Origin of the sequence: Pseudomonas kilonensis (assembly GCF_001269885.1) — a bacterium.
GTDB lineage: Bacteria > Pseudomonadota > Gammaproteobacteria > Pseudomonadales > Pseudomonadaceae > Aquipseudomonas > Aquipseudomonas kilonensis.
The window spans coordinates 99,852-120,699 of the sequence record NZ_LHVH01000020.1 but is presented as its reverse complement, the minus strand read 5'-3'; the positions used below and the strand labels follow the sequence as shown (position 1 = coordinate 120,699).

Here is a 20,848-nt window from a genome sequence, read left to right as displayed (position 1 = left end):
GCTGTGAGTGCCTGACAGGTCGGCTCAGGGCTTGATGTTCTTCAGTTCATTGAGCAGCGCGAGCAGTTGCTGCATCTTTTCCTCGCCAAACTGCTCTTCGATCCGTCGATAGTTGCTTTCCATGCCCTCGCTCATGGACACGAAGCACTGCTGGCCGCGCTCGGTCAGCCCGACAAAAACCCGCCGCTGATCCTGACTGGACTTCTGCCGCCGCACCAGCCCATCACGCTCCAGTCGACTGAGCACACCGGTCATGCTCGGCTTGAGGATGCACGCCTGGTGAGCGAGCTGATGGCTTTCCAGCTCCCCTTGCTGATGGAGGATGCGGATCACCCGCCATTGCTGTTCCGTGAGGTCATGCTGGTTCAGCGCCGGGCGAAAAAAAGCCATCGCCGCTTCGCGGGCTTGCAACAGCGTCAGGGTCAATGAGGGTCTGGGGTTGGCCATGTTCGAACTGTGTGGATGGGCGAGTCGGCAGCTTAGTGTCGCTATCACAGCGCTGCAAGCGCTCAGCGCAACCCCGATTGCCGCTGGCGATACTCCCCCGGCGTGAGCTGTGCGTAGCGCTGGAAAAAACGGCTGAAATAGGCCGGGTCCTTGAACCCGAGCTGGTAGCAGATTTCATTGGCCGAGCTGCCGGTGAACAACAACAGGCGCTTGGCCTCCTGCATCAGCCGCTCCATGATCAGGCGCTTGGAAGGCAGGTCGGCGATGCGTCGGCACACGTCATTGAGGCGCGCCTCGGTCACGCCTATGCCTTCGGCGTAGCGCGACAACGGCCAATGCTGCAGGTAGTGGGCCTCGATCAACTCGTTGAAGCGGTGAAAGATCTTCAGGTCTTCATGCCGGGCCGGCCTGGCCTCCAGGGAGTTGGAACACAACCGTAGCAGACTGATCATGATCAGCCGCGTCAAAGCGTCCAGTGTTGCGCTACGCCCCGGGCGCCCGGCCGTCACCTCCTCGCTCAATTCCTCGAACAGGTATTCCAACCGCCGCACCTCCCCCGCCTGCCCAGGCCCCAGTTGCGCCAGCGCTACGCAGGCCGCCGGCATTTGCACGCCCGCCGGCGCCAGGCTCGGGTCGGCGTCGATCAACTGCCACACCAATTGCTGGCGCACCGTCAGCACATGTCCGTCACTGTCGGCCTCGGTCACGAAGGAATGGGGAATGGTCGGTGGCGTGAGGAAGAACATCGGGCCGGATTCGACGTACTGCTGATCATCGAGATACACCCGCACGGTGCCGCTCTTGACGTAGTGCACCTGGAAGAACCGGTCGTGGCGATGAACCGGCATGTTGCGGCCGAAAAAATCCGCCAGGTTGGCGAGTCGGTCGTAATGCACTTCGGCGTCGCTGTAGCGCTGGTCGTACACCTGACCAATGTTGATGTTGGGGATCGGCTGACGGTCAGTCATCACGCAGTACTCGTTTTCTTATTCTGGTCCAGGCACCTGCCGCACCCATCCTGCACCGAATCCGGCAAGGCAACCAGTGCCCGCTCATTCTGTCACGCTTGACGATAGTTAACATCTTAATTATAACTGTTAACACATTAACAATAACCGCAGAGCCCTCACCCCTCTGCATCGCCAGGAGACAAGCATGAGCCGTGCCCTGCATGACGTCGCGACCGGCACCCTGTTCGGGGTCGCGCTGAACTACCAGGGGCTGCTGAAACAGCGCCTCGCCGAGTTCGAGCAACCGCCCTACCAGAAGCCGCCGCTCAAGCCCGTGCTGTTCATCAAGACCCCCAACACCCGCAACTGGCACGGTGCCGAGGTGGTTCACCCCGGTCGCGGCGAAACACTGCAACCAGGGCCGGCGCTTGGCGTGGTCATGGGCAAGTCAGCCAGTCGCGTCAGCGCCGCCGAAGCCCTGGACTACGTGGCCGGCTACACCATCGTCAATGAATTCAGCCTCCCGGAAGACAGCTATTACCGCCCCGCCGTCAAGGCCAAGTGCCGGGACGGCTTCTGCGCCATCGGCCCGGAACTGGTGCCCACCGCCCAGGTGGCCGACCCGCACAGCCTGGCGATCACGCTGTACGTCAACGGCGAGGTTCGCCAGCAGAACAGCACGGCCCACTTCGTTCGCAACATTCCCCAACTGATTGCCGAGATCAGCGAGTTCATGACCCTGCATGCCGGCGACGTGCTGATCACCGGCACGCCTGAGGGCCGGGTCGACGTACTGCCCGGTGACCGTGTCGAAGTGGACATCAGTGGCCTGGGCCGTCTGGTCAATACCATCGTGGCCGAGGAAACAGGAGCAGGTTCATGAAACACGCGCGCATTCGTTTTGAAGGCCAGGATCAAGCCGTCACCGTTGAAGCTCACAACGCTGTACGCCTGGCCGACGGTCGCGTGCTGGCCGAGGACCAGGTCCAGTGGCTGCCACCGGCCACCGGCAGCATGTTCGCCCTGGGCCTGAACTATGCCGATCACGCCGCCGAACTGGCGTTCAAGCCGCCGACCGAGCCCCTGGCATTCATCAAGTCCCGCGGCACCTACACCGGCCACAACCAGGCGACCTGGCGTCCCGACAACGTCGCCTACATGCACTACGAGTGCGAGCTGGTGGCGGTCATCGGCAAAGCGGCGCGCAACGTCAAGCGCGAGGATGCGTTGGAATACCTGGCCGGCTACACCGTGTGCAACGACTACGCGATCCGCGACTTCCTGGAAAACTACTACCGCCCCAACCTGCGGGTGAAAAACCGTGATGCCACCACCCCCGTCGGCCCATGGATTGTCGATGTGGCCGATGTGCCGGACCCGAGCAACCTGACGCTGCGCACCTGGATCAATGGCGAACTGCGCCAGGAAGGCAGCACCAGGGACATGATTTTCGATATCCCGTACCTGATCGAATACCTGTCCAGCTTCATGACCTTGCAGCCCGGCGACATGATCGCCACCGGCACGCCGGAAGGCCTGGCGGACGTGGTGCCCGGCGATGAAGTGGTGGTGGAAGTGGAAGGCGTCGGTCGCCTGGTCAATCGAATTGTCAGCGAAGCCGAGTTCTTCGCATCCCGTAAAGAGGCTTGAGCAGCATGATCAAACACTGGATCAACGGCCGTGAGGTCGAAAGCAAAGACGTCTTCGTCAACTACAACCCGGCCACCGGCGAGGCCATCGGCGAAGTCGCCAGCGGCGGTGCCGAGGAAGTCGCCCAAGCCGTGGCTGCGGCCAAGGAGGCCTTTCCAAAGTGGGCCAATACGCCCGCCAAGGAACGCGCCCGATTGATGCGCAAGCTCGGTGAACTGATCGAGCAGAACGTGCCGAAACTGGCCGAACTGGAAACCCTCGACACGGGCTTGCCGATCCACCAGACCAAGAACGTGCTGATCCCGCGTGCCTCCCACAACTTCGATTTCTTTGCCGAAGTCTGCACGCGGATGGACGGTCACACCTATCCGGTCGACGACCAGATGCTCAACTACACCCTGTACCAACCGGTGGGTGTCTGCGCGCTGGTATCGCCCTGGAACGTACCGTTCATGACCGCGACCTGGAAGACCGCGCCGTGCCTGGCGCTGGGCAACACGGCCGTGCTGAAGATGTCCGAGCTGTCGCCGCTGACCGCCAACGAGCTGGGGCGCCTGGCGGTCGAGGCTGGCCTGCCCAATGGCGTGTTGAACGTGATCCAGGGTTACGGCGCAACCGCCGGCGATGCGTTGGTGCGCCACCCGGATGTGCGGGCGATCTCTTTCACCGGCGGCACCGCCACCGGCAAGAAAATCATGCAGACCGCCGGGTTGAAGAAGTATTCGATGGAACTCGGCGGCAAGTCGCCGGTGCTGATTTTCGAAGACGCCGACCTCGAACGCGCCCTCGACGCCGCGCTGTTCACGATTTTTTCCCTCAATGGCGAACGCTGCACCGCCGGCAGCCGGATCTTCATCCAGGAAAGCGTCTACCCGCAGTTCGTGGCCGAGTTCGCCGCCCGCGCCAAGCGCCTGATCGTCGGTGATCCGCAGGACCCGAAAACCCAGGTCGGCTCGATGATCACCCAGGCCCACTACGACAAGGTCACCGGCTACATCAAGATCGGCCTCGAAGAAGGCGCCACCCTCCTGGCCGGCGGCCTGGAGCGTCCGGCCAATTTGCCGGCGCACTTGAGCCGCGGCCAGTTCATCCAGCCAACGGTGTTCGCCGACGTGAACAACAACATGCGCATCGCCCAGGAAGAAATCTTCGGCCCGGTGGTGTGCCTGATCCCGTTCAAGGACGAGGCCCAAGCCTTGCAACTGGCCAACGACACCGAATACGGCCTGGCCTCGTACATCTGGACCCAGGACATCGGCAAGGCCCATCGCCTGGCCCATGGCATCGAGGCCGGCATGGTGTTCATCAACAGCCAGAACGTGCGCGACCTGCGCCAGCCTTTCGGCGGCGTAAAGGGTTCCGGAACCGGCCGCGAAGGCGGACAGTACAGCTTTGAAGTGTTTGCCGAGATCAAGAACGTTTGCATCTCCATGGGCAGTCATCACATACCCCGGTGGGGTGTATGACCCAAGGTAAGTGATGAGCCCTGTGGCGAGGGGATTTATCCCTGTACCTGTGGGAGCAAGGCTTGCCCGCGATGAAGGCACTGCGGTCTTTCAGAAATCGAGTCGTCTGCATTCGCGAGCAAGCTTTGCTCCCACAACCAAGATTCAACAAGAACAATTTTTCAGGAGAATCATCATGGGCGAAGTCGTCCTGGCTGCGAAAATCTGCCACGTTCCCTCGATGTACCTGTCGGAGCTGCCCGGCAAGCACCACGGTTGCCGCGCCGCCGCGATTGCCGGCCACAAGGAAATCGGTCGTCGCGCCCGGGAACTGGGGGCCGATACCGCCGTGGTGTTCGACGTGCACTGGCTGGTCAACAGCGCCTATCACGTCAACAGCGGCGCGCACTTCAAGGGCATCTACACCAGCAACGAGCTGCCGCACTTCATCAAGAACATGGAGTACGAATACTCAGGCGCCCCGGAACTGGGCGAGCTGATCGCCGCCGAGGCCAATGCCGCCGACGTGCGCACCCTGGCCCACAACATCCCGAGTCTTGAACTGGAATACGGCACGCTGGTGCCCATGCGCTACATGCACATGGACGTCCCTCAGGAACAGAAATTCAACGTCGTGTCGATTGCCGCCTGGTGCGCCTGGCACCGCCTGCAAGACAGCTTCACCTTCGGCGCCGCCGTGCGCCGGGCCATCGAAAAAAGCGATCGCAAGGTGCTGGTGCTGGCGTCCGGCTCGCTGTCGCACCGTTTCTCCGATGATCGCAACGCCGAAGCCAACATCCACAACTGGACGCGGGAATTCGACAAGCAGGTCGACCTGCACGTCGTCGAGATGTGGCGCCAGGGCCGCTGGAAAGAGTTCTGCGCCATGCTCCCGGACTACGCCGAACACTGCTTTGGCGAAGGCAAGATGCATGACACGGCGATGCTGCTGGGGTTGCTCGGCGGGCCGGACTACGACAAGCCTGCCGAAATCATCACCGAGCCTTTCGGCAGCTCCGGCACCGGACAGATCAACGCTGTCTTCCCTGTTTGACACTGCGGCCGTACGGCATTCCCGTGCGGCCTGAAGGAGCCGTTCATGCCGCATTTCATCGCTGAATACACCGACAACATCGAACCACAAGCCGACCTGCCCGGCCTGTTTGAAAAGGTCCACGCCTTGCTGGGCGACAGCGGCGTGTTCCCCCTGGGCGGCATTCGCAGCCGCGGCGTGCGCCTGGACACCTGGCGCATGGCTGACGGCAAGCACGACTACGCCTTCGTGCACATGACCTTGAAAGTCGGCCACGGCCGTGACCTGGCCACCCGCCAGAAAGTCGCGGAAAAACTCTTCGAGGTGATCACCGCGCACTTCGCCGAGCTCCAGGCCCAACGCCTGCTGGCCCTGTCGTTCGAGATGATCGAGCTGCACGAACAACTCAATTTCAAGGCCAACAACGTCCACGCCTTCCTCAAGGGCCAGGCCATCTGAATCCGTCTGCCTCGCGTTTCCCATCGGCCTCTCTGACAAAAAGTACAAGATCATGAGCACAGCCAATACCGCCAACACGGCCGGCACCATCGCGCACGACCGCACCCACGCCACCATCACCTGGCGGCTGATGCCGCTGCTGCTGGTCTGTTACCTCTTTGCCCACCTGGATCGCATCAACATCGGCTTCGCGAAGATGCAGATGAGCGCCGACCTGCAGTTCAGCGATACAGTCTACGGCTTCGGCGCAGGGCTGTTCTTCATCGCCTACGCGCTGTTTGGGGTGCCCAGCAACATGGCCCTGGACCGGGTCGGTCCGCGGCGCTGGATCGCCGCGCTGATGGTGGTCTGGGGCGCCTTGTCCACCGGCATGTTCCTGATCGACAGCGCCGCCGGTTTCTACGTGTTGCGCTTTCTGCTGGGCGTGGCCGAGGCCGGTTTCTTTCCTGGCATCCTGGTCTTTCTCAACCGTTGGTATCCGGCCCGGCGTCGGGCCCAGGTGACTGCGTTGTTTGCCATCGCCGTGCCGATGGCCGGGGTGATTGGCGGGCCTTTGTCCGGCGGCATTCTCGAGCACTTCCATGACCTTGGCGGCCTGCGCGGCTGGCAATGGATGTTCGTCATCGAAGGGCTACCGGTGATCCTGCTCGGCCTTGTTGTGCTCAAGTGCCTGCCGGACAATTTCGAGACGGTCAGGTGGCTCACACCACACGCCAAGCAGCAGCTGCGCGAACAACTGAGCCTTGAAGAACAGCGCAAATCCATCACCTCGTTTTCGGCGATCCTCAACAATCCGCAGGTCTGGTTGTTGGTGGCGGTTTACTTCGCCGTGATGCTGGCGGTGAACACCCTGGCCTTCTGGATGCCGACCCTGATCCATGGCGCCGGCATCGGCAGCGACGGCAAGGTCGGGCTGCTCAGCGCGGTGCCGTACCTGGCCGGCTGTTTCTTCATGATCGGCTGCGGGCGTTCCTCCGACCGCCATCGCGAACGCCGCTGGCACCTGTGCGTGCCGCTGTGGATGGCCGCGCTGGGTATTGCGGTCACCGGGCTCTCACCTGGTAATCCGACCCTGGTGCTCAGCGGCCTGATTGTCGCCGGCATGGGCGCCAGTGCGGCGTTGCCGATGTTCTGGCAGCTGCCGCCAGCCTTCCTGTCCAACGCCACCCAGGCAGCCGGTATTGCGCTGATCAGCTCCTTCGGCAGCATCGCCTCATTCTTCGCGCCCTACCTGATCGGTTGGATGCGCGACACCACCCAGAGCGCCAGCCTCGCCCTGTATGTGCTGGCCCTGCTCATCGCCCTTGGCGGCTTGCTGGTGCTGCGCACCCGGGCCGCCATCGTCAACCCTCAATAAGAGACCCTTGCCATGCTTGACCAGAACCTCATCCAGCAAGCCGCCGCCCGCCTCGACCATGCCGAACGCTCCCGCGAACAGGTGCGGCAGTTTTCCCTCGATCACCCGGACATCACCATCGAGGATGCCTACGCCATCCAGCGCGCCTGGGTCGCGCAAAAAATCAAGGACGGTCGCAAGCTGGTCGGCCACAAGATCGGCCTGACCTCCCGGGCCATGCAGGTGTCGTCGAACATCACCGAGCCGGACTACGGCGCACTGCTCGACGACATGTTTTTCGATGAAGGCACCGATATCCCGTTCGAGCGTTTCATCGTGCCACGGGTGGAAGTGGAGCTGGCGTTCATCCTCGGCAAGCCGTTGAAAGGTCCGAACGTGACGGTGTTCGACGTGCTCGACGCCACTGAATGGGTGATCCCGGCGCTGGAAATCATCGATGCGCGCATCCAGCAGATCGACCCGCAGACCAAGGCGACCCGCAAGGTGTTCGACACCATCTCCGACAACGCCGCCAATGCCGGCGTGGTCATGGGCGGTCGCGCCGTACGCCCGACCGAGATCGACCTGCGCAAGGTGCCGGCGGTGCTCTACCGCAACGGCGTGATCGAAGAGTCCGGCGTCTCGGCGGCGGTGCTCAATCACCCGGCCAAAGGCGTGGCCTGGCTGGCGAACAAACTGGCGGCCTATGACGTCACCCTGCAACCGGGACAGGTCATCCTCGGTGGCTCCTTCACCCGCCCGGTGGCCGCCAACCCCGGCGACACCTTCCATGTCGACTACGACATGCTCGGTTCCATTGCCTGCCGTTTCGTCTGATCGGAGACCGTTTCATGGACATGCCCATCAATACCTTCAAGCAACGCCTGCGCAGCGGCGAGGCGCAGATCGGCCTGTGGCTGGGGTTGGCCGATGCCTACTGTGCGGAACTGGCGGCCAACGCCGGCTTCGACTGGCTGCTGATCGACGGTGAACACGCGCCCAACGACTTGCGCACCTTGCTCGGCCAGCTTCAGGCCGTGGCACCCTACCCCAGCCAGCCGGTGATACGCCCGGTGATCGGTGACACGGCGCTGATCAAGCAAGTGCTCGATATTGGCGTGCAGACCCTGCTGGTGCCGATGGTGGAAAGCGCCGACCAGGCGCGCGAACTGGTGCGCGCCATCCACTACCCGCCCCATGGCGTACGCGGCGTCGGCAGCGCACTGGCCCGGGCATCACGCTGGAACAGCATCCCCGGTTACCTCGACAAGGCCGACGAACAGATGTGCCTGTTGGTCCAGATCGAAAGCCGCGAAGGCCTGGCCAACCTGGATGAAATTGCGGCAGTGGAAGGTGTGGATGGGGTCTTTATCGGCCCGGCGGACCTGAGCGCGTCCATGGGTTTTCGCGGCAACCCCGGTCACCCGGAGGTGCAAGCGGCCATCGAAGACGCCATCGCCCGCATCCGCCAGGCCGGCAAGGCAGCCGGGATTCTCAGCGCCGATGAAAAACTGGCCCGGCGCTATATCGAACTCGGCGCGGCGTTTGTCGCGGTGGGCGTGGATACGACGGTGTTGATGCGGGGCTTGCAGACACTGGCGGCGACGTTCAAGGACACACCGAAGCCTGCGGTTGGCGGCGTGTACTGATCGGTATCAAATACCTTGTGGCAAGGGGATCTGTGGGAGCAAAGCTTGCTCGCGAAACAGGCACCTCGGTCTCTGAAAGACCGCAGCGTCTTCATCGCGGGCAAGCCTTGCTCCCACAGAAAACAACTAGCCCGGGGTCTCAGCGCCTGATCGCCTTCAGCTCATTGAGCAACCCCAGCAGCGTCTGCAATTTTTCCTCCCCTAACTTGTCCTGCAGACGCTGGTAATTCTCTTCCATGCTCTGGCTCATCGAATCGAAACTCGCCTGCCCTTGCGGCGCCAGGCGCACCAGCACTCGCCGCTGATCCTGTTCAGCCTTGCGCCGCACCACCATGCCCGCCGCTTCCATGCGCACCAACACGCCGGTCATGCTGGGTTTGAGGATGCAGGCCAATTCGGCCAGGCGATTGATCTCCAGCTCATCATGCTGGCTGAGAATACGGATGACCCGCCATTGCTGCTCGGTCAAGCCATGTTGATTGAGGGAAGGCCGGAAAAACCCCATGGCCGCTTCGCGGGCCTGGAGCAGAGTCAGGGTCAAGGATTGGCGCAGCTTGGGCATGAGTATGTTCGCGAGAGGGATTTAGTTAATGAGTTAACTAAATCTTATCATTTTCGATGCCGAGTTACCTGCGGCAAGGGGACTCATTGTGGGAGCAAAGCTTGCTCGCGATACAGGCAATGAAACTCTTTCAGAAATCGAGTCGCCTATGTCGCGAGCAAGCTTTGCTCCCACAACACATCTCTCGCCACAAGGGGTGAATGCCAGTCTTTACTGAATGTCGCTCAAGCTCCCTTGATCACCCCCTTGAGCACTTGCTTGAAGTGCTCGACCTGTTCCTCGCTGAACGGGTCGAACACCTTGTCCTGCTGCTCCTTGGCAATCGCCCAGAGCCCTTCGGTCTCATCGATACCCTTGGCAGTCAGGCGTACCCGCTCGCCTTCATCGCTCACCAGGCCCTTGCGCTTGAGGTTGGCCACGGCTTCTTCGATCTCGCGCACCGGCATCGCCACTTCCCGCTGCAGGTCGCACAGGTTCAGCCCGGCGTCGTTCTCCAGCACCATCAACATCCGCGCCTCACTGGTGCGCAAGCCGGTGGACAACTGACGCGGCTGGTAGCTGGCCTGATAGGCCCGCAGTGCCTGGGTCATCAGGTAATACAGGTTATGGCTCAAGCGCCCCTGGAAGTGACTGCTGGGGGACTGGCCCTCTTCCCGTTTGGTCATGCGCGTGTGAGGCAGCACCATCGAGTAGGCGCCCTGGTGATAGAGCAACGGCGAGCGTCCGAAATCATCAAACGCCACGACCTTGCCGATCATGATCCAGTGATCGCCGCCATCGACCTGCTGGAATTTTTCACAGTGAAAACGCGCCGAACAATCGACAAGCACCGGTGCGCCGCCTTCGCCGGTCTCGAATTCGATTTCAGCGAAGCGGTCCTCCTTGGGTCGTGCGAAGTTGTTCGACAGGTCGATCTGGTCGGCGGCCAGCACGTTCACCGCAAAGTGGCTGGCGGCTTCGAACACGCCATGGCTGCTGGAACGTTTGTCGATGCTCCACAGGATCAATGGCGGGTCCAGGGACACCGAGTTGAAACTGTTGGCCGTCACACCGACCTTGCGGCCATCTTCAGTGGCAGCGGTGACCACGGTCACGCCGGTGGCGAAGTTACCCAGGGCCCGGCGGAACGCGCGGGTATCGAAAGCGGTAGCACAAAGACTGGACATGCAAGACTCCCGGCCGCCTCGAGCGACGGCCTCGATTATTGTTCTAGGGTTCAGCGAACAGGCGGTCAAACCATGGATGGATTGGGCTCGAGCCCCATCAGCTCACGACCGAGAATCTGCGCGCAGACGTCGTAGTCGGTATAGGCATGGGCGCCGGTCAGGTGGGCGTCGCGGAACAGCCGTTGCAACTCATTGCTTTCGAACCAGGCACCGCCGCCAGCCGCCTCCATCAAGCGATCGACGGCCTGGATGCACATCTTGGTGGCGTAACCCTGGTTGGTCCGCCAAAACGCCAGGGTTTCCCGGCTGGGGTATTCATGGCGCTCGCCGTATTCGGCGTGCTCCTGCCAGGTTTTCTCCAGGAAGGCACGGGCCGCCGCCACCTGATGGGTCGACTCGGCCAGGCGCATCAACGCCGGGGTAGCGGCACCGACTGCCGCACCGGTGTAGGCCCGCACACGGTTGCGGGTTTTCTCGCGAAAGACCTCCAGCATCCGTTCGGCCACGCCGAGGCTGACCGTGGAGAAACCACTGGCGAAGTAAGGTCGGTATGGCGAGTAGAAAATCTTGCTGTCGGGGTAGAGGCCGAATCCGCCGGACTTGCCCTCCATCATGTCCTTGGCTTTCTGGATCCGGTGTTCCGGCACGAAAGCATTGTCGATGATCAACGTCTTGCTGCCACTGCCGCGCATGCCCACCGCAAACCAGTCATCGCGAATCGCATAGTCGCTGCGCGGCAGCACTGCAAAGCAATAGTCCTGGGCGCCTTCGGCGTTTTTACGGCGAAACCCCACGATCGCCCATTCGGCATGATCGCAGCCGCTGCTCCAGCCCATTTCACCGCTGAACATCACACCGCCCTCGACGTCCTCGGTGCGACCAAACGGCGCGATGCTGCTGCTGGCGGTGGCATCGGGATCATCGCCCCAGACTTCCTGCTGGGCCTTGGCCGGGAACATTGCCAACTGATGGCTGTGGGTGCACAACAGGCTCATGGCCCAGGCCGTGCTGGCACAGGCACCGGCCAGCAGCGCGATGCAATCGGCGAACTGCGGCAGGGAAATCTCCATGCCACCGTAGGGTTTTGGTTGGAAGGCCCGGTGCATGCCGATGCTTTTGAGCAAGGCTATATTCTCGGCAGGCACGCTACGGTCTTTCTCCGCCTGGAAGGCATTGGCGGCAATGACCGGCAGGATCGGCTTGAGGTCTTCGAGCAGCGGGTTTGGCTTTTTCATGGACAGGCTCTTTTATTATTGGCATCTGCCGATCCCGCCTCTGCCCGGCAACCTGAGGTTGCACAAACAGCGGGATCAGTGATTAAGGCCGGTCCAGTATGGGCAATCACGGGCGGCTGAAAAATGCACCTTCCAGATCCAAGATTGTACTTTTCATGGGCAGGTTTCGGCTCCCTGGCGCGCTCGGTCAAATACCCCGGCACGGATGATCAAGACAGGCGCCCCCATCCGGGCTCTTAATAGGGCCATCCCCTGCAATGCCTTGCGTAGGCGTTGCAACGGAGTTTCCTTTCACTTTGTCAGGTTGCGTCATGATCAATATCGAAACGCCCACCTATTACACGGCCACCAAGAAATACAACCTCAGCTTCCCCACGCTGGAACAGGACGTGGACGCCGATGTTGTGGTCATTGGCGGCGGTTTCTCCGGCATCAATACCGCGCTGGAGCTCGCCGAAAAAGGCATCACCAACATCGTGGTGCTGGAGGCGCGTTACCTGGGGTTCGGCGGCACCGGGCGCAATGGCGGGCAGATCATGGCCGGCATCGGTCATGACCTGGAAAAGATCAAGAAGGACGTGGGTGAAGACGGCCTGCGCCAGATCTTCGAGATCAGCGACCTGGGCGCCGACATCATCAAGGACCGTATCGCCAAGTACGCCATCGATGCCGACTTCTGCCACGGCTACGGCTACATGGGCTTCAACGCGCGCCAGGAGAAAACCCTGCGGGCCTGGGAAAAAGACTTCAAGTCAGTCAACAGCAAACACGAGATCCGCTTTCTCGGCGGCTCCGACGTGCAGCAGATCATCGGCTCCAAGGCCTACAGCAGCGCCTTGCTGCACATGGGCGGCGGGCACGTGCACTCGCTGAATCTGCTACTGGGTGAGGCCAAGGCCCTGGTCAGCCACGGCGTGCGGATTTTCGAAAACAGCCCGGCCCTGGAAGTCAGCTATGGCGAGCGCATCACCGTGCGTACCGGGCGTGGCTCGGTCAGGGCCAGCAAGCTGCTCTGGGCCTGCGACAGTTTCCTCAACAAGCTGGAACCGGAACTGCACCGCTCGACCATCAACACCTACGCCTTCCAGATGATGACCGAGCCGTTGTCGGACGAACTGATCCAGCGCATCAGCCCGATTCGCGGTGCCTACAGCGACATTCGCCCGGTGATCGACTACTACCGCGTCACCCACGAAAACCGCCTGCTGTTCGGTGCCGCGACGCCGTTGGTGGAGCACATTCCCCAGGATCTCAAGGCCTGGAACCGGCGCCTGATGCTGAAGATCTTCCCGTACCTCAAGGACGTGAAGATCGACCTGGCCTGGGGTGGCCCGATGGCGTGCAGCCCGAACCTGTTCCCGCAGATCGGCACCCTACCCGGTCGCAGCAACGCGTTTTTCGTCCAGGGCTACTCAGGCTTTGGCGTCACCCCGAGCCACATCATCTGCAAAGTGCTGGCCGAAGGCATGAGCGAAGGCTCGGCGCGCTACGACCTGGTCAGCTCGATCCATCGCCCGACCATCATCGGCAAAGACGCCATTCGTCCATTGCTGCTGACCGCCGGCAAGTCCTGGCATCAGCTGTCGGGCTACTGGAACGGCCGTCGCTGAGGGAGGGGATTTATCCCGCTGCGCTGCCGTAGGAGCTGTCGAGTGAAACGAGGCTGCGATCTTTCCATTGACCATTGAGTCTAGAGCGAAAGGTCAAAATCAAAAGATCGCAGGCTTCGCCAGCTCCTACAGCACGCCACCCAACTTCACTATTTTTCAATCATCAGGAGTCACTGCCATGCCCCTTATCACCCTCGAAAAAGACATCCAGCTGTCCGACCTGGACGCCTGGGGAACCGTCGCCGATCTCGGTTCGCAGATTCTCGAAGGCGAAGTCAAAGCCTTCGGCAAGATGACCTTCGGCGCACCGACCGACCCCGTCAGCAGCGCCTACTTCGGCACCACCCAAGGCAAGTTCCGGATGGTCTACCCCTTCGCCGAACAAGCCACCGTGGTCACCGGTGAAGTAGTGCTCACCGACGAGACCACCGGCCAGAGCACCCGCTACAAGGCCGGCGACAGCTGGTTCGTGACCAAGGGCACGCCGGTGCTGTGGGAAGTGCTCAGCGAGAGTTTCGTCAAACACTACTTCGCGGTAGCCTGATCGGACTTGGCTGCCGGCCCCACCGGCAGCCCTCTCGGCGAAGGTGCGAGCATGAACGTCATCCCCACCCAGGACATCGCCGGCCAGTGCCTGCACGCCTTTACCCAGCTGGTTCCCGTCAGCCGGGCGGCGTTCTACTGCGTTGATCGGCAGTTGCAGGTCCATGACTTCAGCCTGCATGGGATGAGCGGCGAGATGCACCGCGACTACCTGGACAACTACCGCCAGTTCGATCCGCTGCACCCGCGCCACTGCGTGTCCAGCGAGTTGGCCGTGGTGCCGTTGAGCCTGGCGATGGCCCGCCAACCGCGACGTGACAACCATCGTTATCACGACTTCCTGCAGCGCTACGGCGTGGTCGACGTGGTGGAAGTCTTCGCCCATCGGGACGGTCAGCCCCAAGCCGCGATTTCGTTGCTGCGCACTGCCGAGCAAGGCGTCTTCACCAGCCAGCAGTTGAGTCAACTCAGCGCGTTGCAGGCCTTGCTGCAACTGGCCGTGGCCCATTTGCCTGGCCATGAGGACCCACTGGGCGACTTGACGCCCAAGGAACGCCAGATTGCCTGGCTGCTGCGCCAAGGCGTCAGCAACAAGCAATTGGCCCGGGAGCTGGAGGTGGGCTTACCGACCATCAAGACTCACCTGATCCACCTGTTTCGCAAGGTTGGCGTGAGCAGCCGTACCGAGTTGGTCAGCGCACTGTTCCTCTGATCAACCATTTGGTTGATAGGCCGCCGTTGCCCGGCACCGCATGATCCGAGTGGCTAACTCAACCACCGGAGCCTTGCAATGAGCACCTATTCAGACTGGATCACCGTCGGCGCCCTGGCCGATGGCTTTGCCCCCGAAGCCTTCATCCTGCCAAACCTGGCCGACCTGGACGGCAAGACCTTCACCCTGCATTTCGCCAATGGCTGGCAGATCGAGCATCGCTTCGAGCAGAATGCCGTGTCCTGGAACGCCGCCGATGGGCACTCCAGCGGCACCGCGCCCTACCGGGCCACGTCGGTACGCCCGGGCCTGTACCTGGTGGACTTCATCAAGCGCGAAGGCGAGCTGACGTCATCGATAAGCCTGGTGCTCGATACCGCCAGCGCGTCCTTCACCGCCGTGATCGGCCGCATGCCAAGCCAGCAAGAAACCGGCGAAGGCCTCTACAGCCGGGCGTTGACCGGCAAGCCCCTGACCTCGGTTCAAGCGCAGTTCCTGCACGGCAGCCTCGATCGTCCCTGGCAGCCTGGCCTGTGCCCGCACGCACCGACCACCGAACTGGTGGGGCTGCGCAACCTGTATCGCTACAGCCCGAGCGAAGTCTATGAACACATTTACCTCAACGACCAGTTCTACTCGTGGCAGTGCCTCAAGGGCGTTGAACAAGGCCTGTGCGACACCGATCGCTGCGACACCTACAAGATCGCCGATCAGCTGTACCTGTTCGTGTGGCGGGAAAAAATCATCCCGACCCTGGGCCTGGTGCTGATCGACCTGCAACAGCATCGCAGCGACGGCAAGATCTTTGGCTACGCCGGTGAGTCGTTCGATGAGTATTCCAATTTCCCGGTCAGTTCCTACTGCCAGGTTATCAATCAGACGGAGTATCCCGATGCCTGAATTACGCACCGTCGTGATCACGGGCGCCGGCACCGGTATCGGTGCGGCCTGCGCCCGCCTGTATGCCGCCGAAGGCGCCAACCTGGTGCTGATCGGTCGACGCCGCGAGCCCCTGGAAACCCTCGCCGAGGACATCGGCGGCCTGGTGCTGGTGGGCGACGCGGCCTGCCCGACCACCTGGGACGGCTTCGTCGAGCAGATTCGCACGCGTTTTGGCCGACTCGACGTGCTGCTGGCCTGTGCCGGCGGCATGGGATTGGGCAGCGCCACCGAGACTCAGCCATCGGCCTGGGAAGCGGCCCTGCGCAGCAATCTCGACAGCGCCTTCTACAGCGCCCGGGCGTGCCTGCCCCTGCTGCAGGAAAGCGCCGGCAACATTGTGCTGATCGCCTCCATTGCTTCCTTGGCGGCAGGCCCGCACGTGTGCGGCTACACCACCGCCAAGCATGCGCTGCTGGGCCTCAACCGCTCCCTGGCAAGGGATTACGGGCCTCACGGCGTACGAGTCAATGCGATCTGCCCAGGTTGGGTCCGCACGCCCATGGCCGATGAAGAAATGCAGGCATTGATGCAGTTCCATGGCGAAACGTTGCAACAGGCGTATGACCGGGTCTGCGCCGACGTGCCGTTGCGCAGGCCGGCCAGTGCGCAGGAAATCGCCAACGCCTGTCGTTTCCTGGCCTCGCCTGATGCGTCGATCATCACTGGGGCGACGTTGGTGGCCGATGGCGGTTCCAGCATCGTCGACGTGCCGACACTGGCCTTCAGCCGGATGGAGGCGACCGATGCCTGAGGATCTGGATTTCAGCGGCCAGACCGTACTGGTCACGGGCGGCGCCCAGGGCATTGGCCGGGCCATCGTCGAAGCGTTTGCCCTGCGAGGGGCTCGCGTGGTCATTGCCGACCTGGGCCTGGCCCGGGCCGAAGCAGTGGCCGGCGAATTGACCGCCGTGGGCTGTCAGGTGCAAGCGGTGGGGGTTGACCTGGCCGACGCAACGGCGGTCTTCGGGATGATGGCCGAGCTGGAGCAACGCTTGGGGAGGCTGGATATCCTGGTGCACAACGCCGGCTATTTTCCGCTGACACCGTTCGCCGAGATCACCCCGTCGATGCTTGAGCGAACGCTGGCGGTGAACTTGTCGGCGCTGTTCTGGCTGACCCAGGCCGCGTTGCCGATGTTCCGGCGCCAGGGCCAAGGCTGCGTGCTGGTGACCTCCTCGGTCACCGGCCCGCGGGTCGCGTATCCAGGGCTCAGCCACTACGCGGCCTCCAAGGCCGGGGTCAATGGTTTCATTCGCAATGCCGCGCTGGAGCTGGCGGTCGAGAATGTCCGCGTCAATGGCGTCGAGCCGGGCATGATTGCAACACCGGCCATGGCGAATCTTGGCGACGATGAGGTCAACCAGGACATCGCCCGCCGGGTGCCGCTGGGTCGATTGGGCCAACCGAGCGACATCGCTGGCGCCATGCTGTTCCTGGCGTCGAGCCTGGCCAGTTATGTGACCGGGCAGACTTTGGTGGTCGATGGGGGTTCGACTTTGCCGGAGGTTTGAGCCTACGGGAGCGGTGCCTCGCTGACGATGGTGGTGAATGTACCGCCGCCTTCGCGAGCAAGCCCGCTCCCACACTTTCCAATGTCATCCAAAAAAATCATGTTCATCACAAATCCCTTTGTGGGAGCGGGCTTGCTCGCGAAAGCGGTGGTTCAGACTGCAAAGCTATTGGACACATCCACTCAAGCCACCCCCATCCCCACCTGCAAACGGCTGGAACGAAACTCCTTGGGCGACAGCTCGAACTGCTTCTTGAACGAACGGCTGAAATGCGCCGAATCGGTAAAGCCCCATTTGTAGGCAATCGAGGTAATGGACTCATCTCGCAGGAACGGGTTGGTCAGGTCATCAGCGCTGCGCTTGAGCCGGGCCCGCTGGATGTAGCGGCAAACGCTGTCATCCTGCTCTTCGAACAAGCGATACAGATGCCGCACCGAAATATTCAGCCGATTGGCCAGGCCCACCGGGCTGAGGCCGGGCTGGGTCAGTGATTCGTCGATGACCTTCTGCACATAGCTGCGCAAGTGACTCCCCTGTAACGCCACCCCTTCGTCACGGCCATCATTATCCTGTTCCAGGGCCGAGCCCAACAGCGAAACGAAGGCACTCTGCAAGGCTTCACCCTCGCCCGCCGCGCCCTCGCCGTCCGGTGTGTCCCTGCACAGCTGGTCCATCAAGACATGCAGCATCCGCCCACACGCCTTGCTGGACGACACCTTGCCAAAGGTCCTGGTTTCCCCGCCCAGTTGCCGCGACACGTCCTGGCGCGACAAGGACAGCACCGCGTGTTCGATCAGGCCGAACGGGGTGATTTCAAGCGCCCCAACGGAATCCATCAACAACAACTCACCGGGCGCCAACTGGATGCTCCGACCGTTCTGGGTAATGCGGCAGTAGCCACTGCGCTGGCTGACCAGGAGGCAATCCTGGTCATCATCGTGATCGGCGTTGGGCGAGTGACGCTTGATGTTACCGGCATTGGTGCGCAGGTTCGCGAGGGCAAGGCCACCCCGATGGAAGTTCGACACTTCACCAATGAACAGCGCACGATTGAAGGCCAGCTCGGTGTCGAAGTGGCCGCAAGTCGCCCGCAGATCCCGGTTCCAAGTGTCCAGACCGTCCTGCCCAACCTGTTGCATGCTCATGGCATTCTCCGCAGTGGCTTTTTGTTTTTGTGCGGCAATAGTTAACATGTTATCTATATGCGCGCAACAAGTACCTGATCGCCAGAGCAGTAGCAGGAATGATGCCAGGGTAGAACAAAGGAATCAGAGCGTTGCCAACACCCGCTGCAGGCCACTCAAGGTCGCCAGCAAGACAGTGCGCTGCTCCCGGCTCAACGGGATATAGCGACGAAAGGCCGGCATGCGATTGACCACTTCGCTACCGCCCATGTGTTCCAGGCGCACGCACCACTGGCGTCCTTGCAGATCGATGAGCAGCCGTTTGAAATCCAGCGGCATGAGGGCCTGGTACAGCACCGGATCCTGCTCCACGGCCGCCTGCAACCGGGCCGCCAGGTCACTGCGCCCGTCCCGCTGCCGGCAACGAATGCCGCTACGCCGAACAGCCCCGCCGTGGTGCAGTTCCAGGCGCGCCGTGCCCTCTCGGGAGGCAGGCACGCGCAGCACGAACTCGGTCATCACCAGGTGCATCAACAACTGCGACTCGGTGCGCTCGACAATCTCCAACTGCAAGCTGCCATCGTCGGTGGCGGCCGTCGCCGTAGCCGGGCCCACCACCTCGAATCGCACCAGCGCCAGGTTGCGCCGCAAGTGTTCCAGGGTCGCCCCAGGCCGATAACCGGCCGGGGCGCGCTGGGCGCTGAACAACTCAGACAGTTTTTGCAGCAGGGTCGATAAACTCGCCCGCAGGTTGCCCTGGCTCATGGGAGAACTCCTTGGCCAGCACGTCTTCTACCGACGCTGGCTTGAATGGATTGACCTTCTGTACCACCAGGGTCCAGAACAAGGCATACGCCGCGGTGCCGCAGAGCATCACCGCGAAGGGCACGTAGATGTCTGCCGGATTCATCCCGGGCGGTGTGATGAACCACATGCCCAACACAATGCCGACACTGGACAGGATCTGTGGCAACGGGAACCACGGCGAGCGATAGGCCCGCGGCAGATCAGGGCGACGAATCCGCAGGCTGACCACCGACACGGTCACCAGCAGGTAGGCAAAACTCCAGGCACATACCGCGGCCAGCACCAAGTGCATGATGTTGTCGGGATTACCGCCCAGCCACCACGCATGCAGGCAAGGAATCAGCATCGCCACCAGGATGCACAGCAACGGCGTCTTGAAGCGCGGGTGCAGATAAGTGAAGACCTTCGGCAACGCGCCGTCCACCGCCATGCCGTAGAGAATTCGCGGCACGCCGGCCATCAGGGTGTTGATGGTCGCCGCACCGGCAAACAGAAAGCCGATGCCCAGCCACATCGGGCCGATATCGCCCATGACCTGTTCGGCGAAGCGTGGAATCGCCATGGGGGTGTCGAGCAGATGCACACCGCTGGTGGCATCGAGCAGCACGTTTTCCACCTGGCGCTTCATCGCTGCGCCGTAGATGAACATGCAGGTGGCAACGCTGAACAAGCCCAGCATCATCGCCCGGGGCATGGTTTTCGCAGAGTTGCGCAGGTCCGGCGCCAGCGGTGTGACGAATTCGCAGCCGACAAACATGAACATGGCCATGCCCACCAGCGACAACACCGTGACCAGATCGGTGCCCACCACGGACGCACCAAACCAGCCCTCCAGCTCCACCGCCGGCGCAGCGATCAGGCCCAGCACGCCGAACACCATCAGGGTGGTCCACATGCCGAACGTCAGGATGATTTCGGCCCGGCCAAAGGCACTGACGCCGAACGCATTGAGTACGCCAAACACCACCACGAACCCCACGCCCAGCAACCAGGAGCCGCCTGCCGATTCGGCCAGGGTGTTGAGGTGTTCGAAGTTCACCAGGGCCATGACACCGGCCAGGATGGTCTCGGCGGTGCCGGCGAACACATGAACAATCAGATAGGCCGACAAGGTCCCGGTAATCGCGAAGAAACGTCCCATGCCACAGTTGATGTAGTCATAGACCGAGCCGGTGGTCGGGAGCATCGACGCGGCCTCGGCAAACGTCGTCGCCTGGGCCAGCATCATGACCACGGCGATCAGCATCGCCACGGCAAAGGCGCTGCCACCAATGCCAAAGCCCATGGTCGCGGTGAGAATCACGGGGCTTGCCATGATCAGGCCAATGGTGCTGGCCAACGCGGTGGGAAAGCCCACCGAACCCCGGTTCAAGTGCTCGGTGAGCCTGTCATTGATCGACATGGTGCAGATCCTCGAAAGCGGATTTTTAGTAGGGATGCCACTGCCGTCCAGGAGCCGGCGATCATGCCTTCCCCAACCAATCCCTGATCGAAACGGCGTTGCGTGCAGCCTTACTCTGCGCTGCGCCGCCCCGGGCGTCTTGCCCATGTCTGCCGCCGGTTTTGTTGCTGCCTGCCAACACCGCGGCGCTGGCGGCCTGAGTCAACTCCATGGCAGGCAGGTGAAAGACTTCCCCGGGTACCACTCCCCTTAATGCGCGCTCTGC

22 protein-coding genes are annotated in these 20,848 nt (G+C 62.1%); 14 read left to right on the top strand and 8 right to left on the bottom strand.

The window, feature by feature from the left end:
- Window positions 1–24: 24 nt before the first annotated feature.
- Window positions 25–447 carry a homoprotocatechuate degradation operon regulator HpaR gene (gene hpaR / locus AD662_RS14205; protein WP_003201625.1) on the bottom strand — a complete coding sequence of 141 codons (423 nt, stop codon included), beginning with the start codon at window positions 445–447 and terminating at the stop codon, window positions 25–27.
- A 62-nt stretch (window positions 448–509) separates the two neighbouring features.
- Window positions 510–1,415, bottom strand: a complete 906-nt coding sequence (gene hpaA, locus AD662_RS14200) for a 4-hydroxyphenylacetate catabolism regulatory protein HpaA (RefSeq protein ID WP_018613304.1) — start codon at window positions 1,413–1,415, stop codon at window positions 510–512.
- Between the two features lie 187 nt (window positions 1,416–1,602).
- Between hpaA and AD662_RS14195 the strand changes: the two genes are divergently transcribed.
- The 8 genes from AD662_RS14195 (at window position 1,603) to hpaI (ending at window position 8,969) form a co-directional block, all read left to right on the top strand.
- On the top strand, window positions 1,603–2,280 hold the full coding sequence (locus AD662_RS14195; protein ID WP_053179581.1) for a fumarylacetoacetate hydrolase family protein: 678 nt from the start codon (window positions 1,603–1,605) through the stop codon (window positions 2,278–2,280).
- A complete protein-coding gene (locus AD662_RS14190; RefSeq protein WP_053188136.1) occupies window positions 2,277–3,047 on the top strand; it encodes a fumarylacetoacetate hydrolase family protein in 771 nt (256 codons plus the stop codon). Before AD662_RS14195 ends, AD662_RS14190 begins: the two co-directional genes overlap by 4 nt.
- A gap of 5 nt (window positions 3,048–3,052) precedes the next feature.
- Window positions 3,053–4,513 carry a 5-carboxymethyl-2-hydroxymuconate semialdehyde dehydrogenase gene (gene hpaE / locus AD662_RS14185; protein ID WP_014338032.1) on the top strand — a complete coding sequence of 487 codons (1,461 nt, stop codon included), beginning with the start codon at window positions 3,053–3,055 and terminating at the stop codon, window positions 4,511–4,513.
- A gap of 175 nt (window positions 4,514–4,688) precedes the next feature.
- On the top strand, window positions 4,689–5,546 hold the full coding sequence (gene hpaD, locus AD662_RS14180) for a 3,4-dihydroxyphenylacetate 2,3-dioxygenase (RefSeq protein ID WP_027911702.1): 858 nt from the start codon (window positions 4,689–4,691) through the stop codon (window positions 5,544–5,546).
- Window positions 5,547–5,591: 45 nt separating this feature from the next.
- Entirely contained in the window at window positions 5,592–5,984 is a 393-nt protein-coding gene (locus AD662_RS14175; protein WP_053188133.1) for a tautomerase family protein, read from the top strand.
- Between the two features lie 52 nt (window positions 5,985–6,036).
- A complete protein-coding gene (locus AD662_RS14170) occupies window positions 6,037–7,341 on the top strand; it encodes an MFS transporter (RefSeq protein ID WP_053188130.1) in 1,305 nt (434 codons plus the stop codon).
- 12 nt (window positions 7,342–7,353) lie between these two features.
- On the top strand, window positions 7,354–8,157 hold the full coding sequence (hpaH, locus tag AD662_RS14165) for a 2-oxo-hept-4-ene-1,7-dioate hydratase (protein ID WP_018613318.1): 804 nt from the start codon (window positions 7,354–7,356) through the stop codon (window positions 8,155–8,157).
- A 14-nt stretch (window positions 8,158–8,171) separates the two neighbouring features.
- Window positions 8,172–8,969, top strand: a complete 798-nt coding sequence (gene hpaI / locus AD662_RS14160) for a 4-hydroxy-2-oxoheptanedioate aldolase (protein WP_053179571.1) — start codon at window positions 8,172–8,174, stop codon at window positions 8,967–8,969.
- 139 nt (window positions 8,970–9,108) lie between these two features.
- Here the strand turns inward: hpaI and hpaR (AD662_RS14155) are convergent, their stop codons facing one another.
- From hpaR (AD662_RS14155) to AD662_RS14145, 3 genes are all read right to left on the bottom strand, one after another.
- A complete protein-coding gene (gene hpaR / locus AD662_RS14155; RefSeq protein ID WP_018613322.1) occupies window positions 9,109–9,531 on the bottom strand; it encodes a homoprotocatechuate degradation operon regulator HpaR in 423 nt (140 codons plus the stop codon).
- Window positions 9,532–9,755: 224 nt separating this feature from the next.
- Window positions 9,756–10,697 carry a p-hydroxyphenylacetate 3-hydroxylase reductase component gene (locus AD662_RS14150; RefSeq protein ID WP_053188127.1) on the bottom strand — a complete coding sequence of 314 codons (942 nt, stop codon included), beginning with the start codon at window positions 10,695–10,697 and terminating at the stop codon, window positions 9,756–9,758.
- Between the two features lie 65 nt (window positions 10,698–10,762).
- The gene (locus AD662_RS14145; RefSeq protein WP_053188125.1) at window positions 10,763–11,932 is read right to left on the bottom strand and encodes a p-hydroxyphenylacetate 3-hydroxylase oxygenase component; all 1,170 of its coding nucleotides are present in this window, start codon (window positions 11,930–11,932) and stop codon (window positions 10,763–10,765) included.
- 311 nt (window positions 11,933–12,243) lie between these two features.
- Between AD662_RS14145 and AD662_RS14140 the strand changes: the two genes are divergently transcribed.
- From AD662_RS14140 to AD662_RS14115, 6 genes are all read left to right on the top strand, one after another.
- The gene (locus AD662_RS14140) at window positions 12,244–13,542 is read left to right on the top strand and encodes an NAD(P)/FAD-dependent oxidoreductase (RefSeq protein ID WP_053188121.1); all 1,299 of its coding nucleotides are present in this window, start codon (window positions 12,244–12,246) and stop codon (window positions 13,540–13,542) included.
- 178 nt (window positions 13,543–13,720) lie between these two features.
- On the top strand, window positions 13,721–14,086 hold the full coding sequence (locus tag AD662_RS14135) for a cupin domain-containing protein (protein WP_018613329.1): 366 nt from the start codon (window positions 13,721–13,723) through the stop codon (window positions 14,084–14,086).
- 51 nt (window positions 14,087–14,137) lie between these two features.
- Complete coding sequence (locus tag AD662_RS14130) at window positions 14,138–14,797, top strand: helix-turn-helix transcriptional regulator (RefSeq protein WP_018613332.1); 660 nt, start codon at window positions 14,138–14,140, stop codon at window positions 14,795–14,797.
- Window positions 14,798–14,875: 78 nt separating this feature from the next.
- Complete coding sequence (locus AD662_RS14125; RefSeq protein ID WP_053188118.1) at window positions 14,876–15,697, top strand: molybdenum cofactor biosynthesis F family protein; 822 nt, start codon at window positions 14,876–14,878, stop codon at window positions 15,695–15,697.
- On the top strand, window positions 15,690–16,490 hold the full coding sequence (locus AD662_RS14120) for an SDR family NAD(P)-dependent oxidoreductase (protein ID WP_053188115.1): 801 nt from the start codon (window positions 15,690–15,692) through the stop codon (window positions 16,488–16,490). Before AD662_RS14125 ends, AD662_RS14120 begins: the two co-directional genes overlap by 8 nt.
- Window positions 16,483–17,250 carry an SDR family oxidoreductase gene (locus AD662_RS14115; RefSeq protein WP_053188114.1) on the top strand — a complete coding sequence of 256 codons (768 nt, stop codon included), beginning with the start codon at window positions 16,483–16,485 and terminating at the stop codon, window positions 17,248–17,250. Before AD662_RS14120 ends, AD662_RS14115 begins: the two co-directional genes overlap by 8 nt.
- A gap of 182 nt (window positions 17,251–17,432) precedes the next feature.
- Here AD662_RS14115 and feaR read toward each other — a convergent pair whose 3' ends face one another.
- The 3 genes from feaR to AD662_RS14100 form a co-directional block, all read right to left on the bottom strand.
- Complete coding sequence (gene feaR, locus AD662_RS14110; RefSeq protein ID WP_053179561.1) at window positions 17,433–18,395, bottom strand: transcriptional regulator FeaR; 963 nt, start codon at window positions 18,393–18,395, stop codon at window positions 17,433–17,435.
- 123 nt (window positions 18,396–18,518) lie between these two features.
- Window positions 18,519–19,139, bottom strand: coding sequence for a DUF3156 family protein (locus AD662_RS14105; RefSeq protein ID WP_053188111.1), 621 nt, complete (start codon window positions 19,137–19,139; stop codon window positions 18,519–18,521).
- Entirely contained in the window at window positions 19,084–20,583 is a 1,500-nt protein-coding gene (locus AD662_RS14100; protein WP_053188108.1) for an APC family permease, read from the bottom strand. Before AD662_RS14100 ends, AD662_RS14105 begins: the two co-directional genes overlap by 56 nt.
- Window positions 20,584–20,848 lie beyond the last annotated feature (265 nt).

Excerpts from the sequence above, each read along its gene's own strand:
- AD662_RS14145 (WP_053188125.1), bottom strand. The coding sequence starts at position 11,932 with ATGAAAAAGCCAAACCCGCTGCTCGAAGACCTCAAGCCGATCCTGCCG.
- AD662_RS14115 (WP_053188114.1), top strand. The coding sequence starts at position 16,483 with ATGCCTGAGGATCTGGATTTCAGCGGCCAGACCGTACTGGTCACGGGC.
- hpaR (WP_018613322.1), bottom strand. The coding sequence starts at position 9,531 with ATGCCCAAGCTGCGCCAATCCTTGACCCTGACTCTGCTCCAGGCCCGC.
- AD662_RS14170 (WP_053188130.1), top strand. The coding sequence starts at position 6,037 with ATGAGCACAGCCAATACCGCCAACACGGCCGGCACCATCGCGCACGAC.
- hpaD (WP_027911702.1), top strand. The coding sequence starts at position 4,689 with ATGGGCGAAGTCGTCCTGGCTGCGAAAATCTGCCACGTTCCCTCGATG.
- AD662_RS14195 (WP_053179581.1), top strand. The coding sequence starts at position 1,603 with ATGAGCCGTGCCCTGCATGACGTCGCGACCGGCACCCTGTTCGGGGTC.
- AD662_RS14100 (WP_053188108.1), bottom strand. The coding sequence starts at position 20,583 with ATGTCGATCAATGACAGGCTCACCGAGCACTTGAACCGGGGTTCGGTG.
- AD662_RS14140 (WP_053188121.1), top strand. The coding sequence starts at position 12,244 with ATGATCAATATCGAAACGCCCACCTATTACACGGCCACCAAGAAATAC.
- feaR (WP_053179561.1), bottom strand. The coding sequence starts at position 18,395 with ATGAGCATGCAACAGGTTGGGCAGGACGGTCTGGACACTTGGAACCGG.
- AD662_RS14135 (WP_018613329.1), top strand. The coding sequence starts at position 13,721 with ATGCCCCTTATCACCCTCGAAAAAGACATCCAGCTGTCCGACCTGGAC.
- hpaI (WP_053179571.1), top strand. The coding sequence starts at position 8,172 with ATGGACATGCCCATCAATACCTTCAAGCAACGCCTGCGCAGCGGCGAG.
- hpaR (WP_003201625.1), bottom strand. The coding sequence starts at position 447 with ATGGCCAACCCCAGACCCTCATTGACCCTGACGCTGTTGCAAGCCCGC.
- hpaH (WP_018613318.1), top strand. The coding sequence starts at position 7,354 with ATGCTTGACCAGAACCTCATCCAGCAAGCCGCCGCCCGCCTCGACCAT.
- AD662_RS14125 (WP_053188118.1), top strand. The coding sequence starts at position 14,876 with ATGAGCACCTATTCAGACTGGATCACCGTCGGCGCCCTGGCCGATGGC.
- hpaA (WP_018613304.1), bottom strand. The coding sequence starts at position 1,415 with ATGACTGACCGTCAGCCGATCCCCAACATCAACATTGGTCAGGTGTAC.
- AD662_RS14175 (WP_053188133.1), top strand. The coding sequence starts at position 5,592 with ATGCCGCATTTCATCGCTGAATACACCGACAACATCGAACCACAAGCC.
- hpaE (WP_014338032.1), top strand. The coding sequence starts at position 3,053 with ATGATCAAACACTGGATCAACGGCCGTGAGGTCGAAAGCAAAGACGTC.
- AD662_RS14150 (WP_053188127.1), bottom strand. The coding sequence starts at position 10,697 with ATGTCCAGTCTTTGTGCTACCGCTTTCGATACCCGCGCGTTCCGCCGG.
- AD662_RS14105 (WP_053188111.1), bottom strand. The coding sequence starts at position 19,139 with ATGAGCCAGGGCAACCTGCGGGCGAGTTTATCGACCCTGCTGCAAAAA.
- AD662_RS14130 (WP_018613332.1), top strand. The coding sequence starts at position 14,138 with ATGAACGTCATCCCCACCCAGGACATCGCCGGCCAGTGCCTGCACGCC.
- AD662_RS14120 (WP_053188115.1), top strand. The coding sequence starts at position 15,690 with ATGCCTGAATTACGCACCGTCGTGATCACGGGCGCCGGCACCGGTATC.
- AD662_RS14190 (WP_053188136.1), top strand. The coding sequence starts at position 2,277 with ATGAAACACGCGCGCATTCGTTTTGAAGGCCAGGATCAAGCCGTCACC.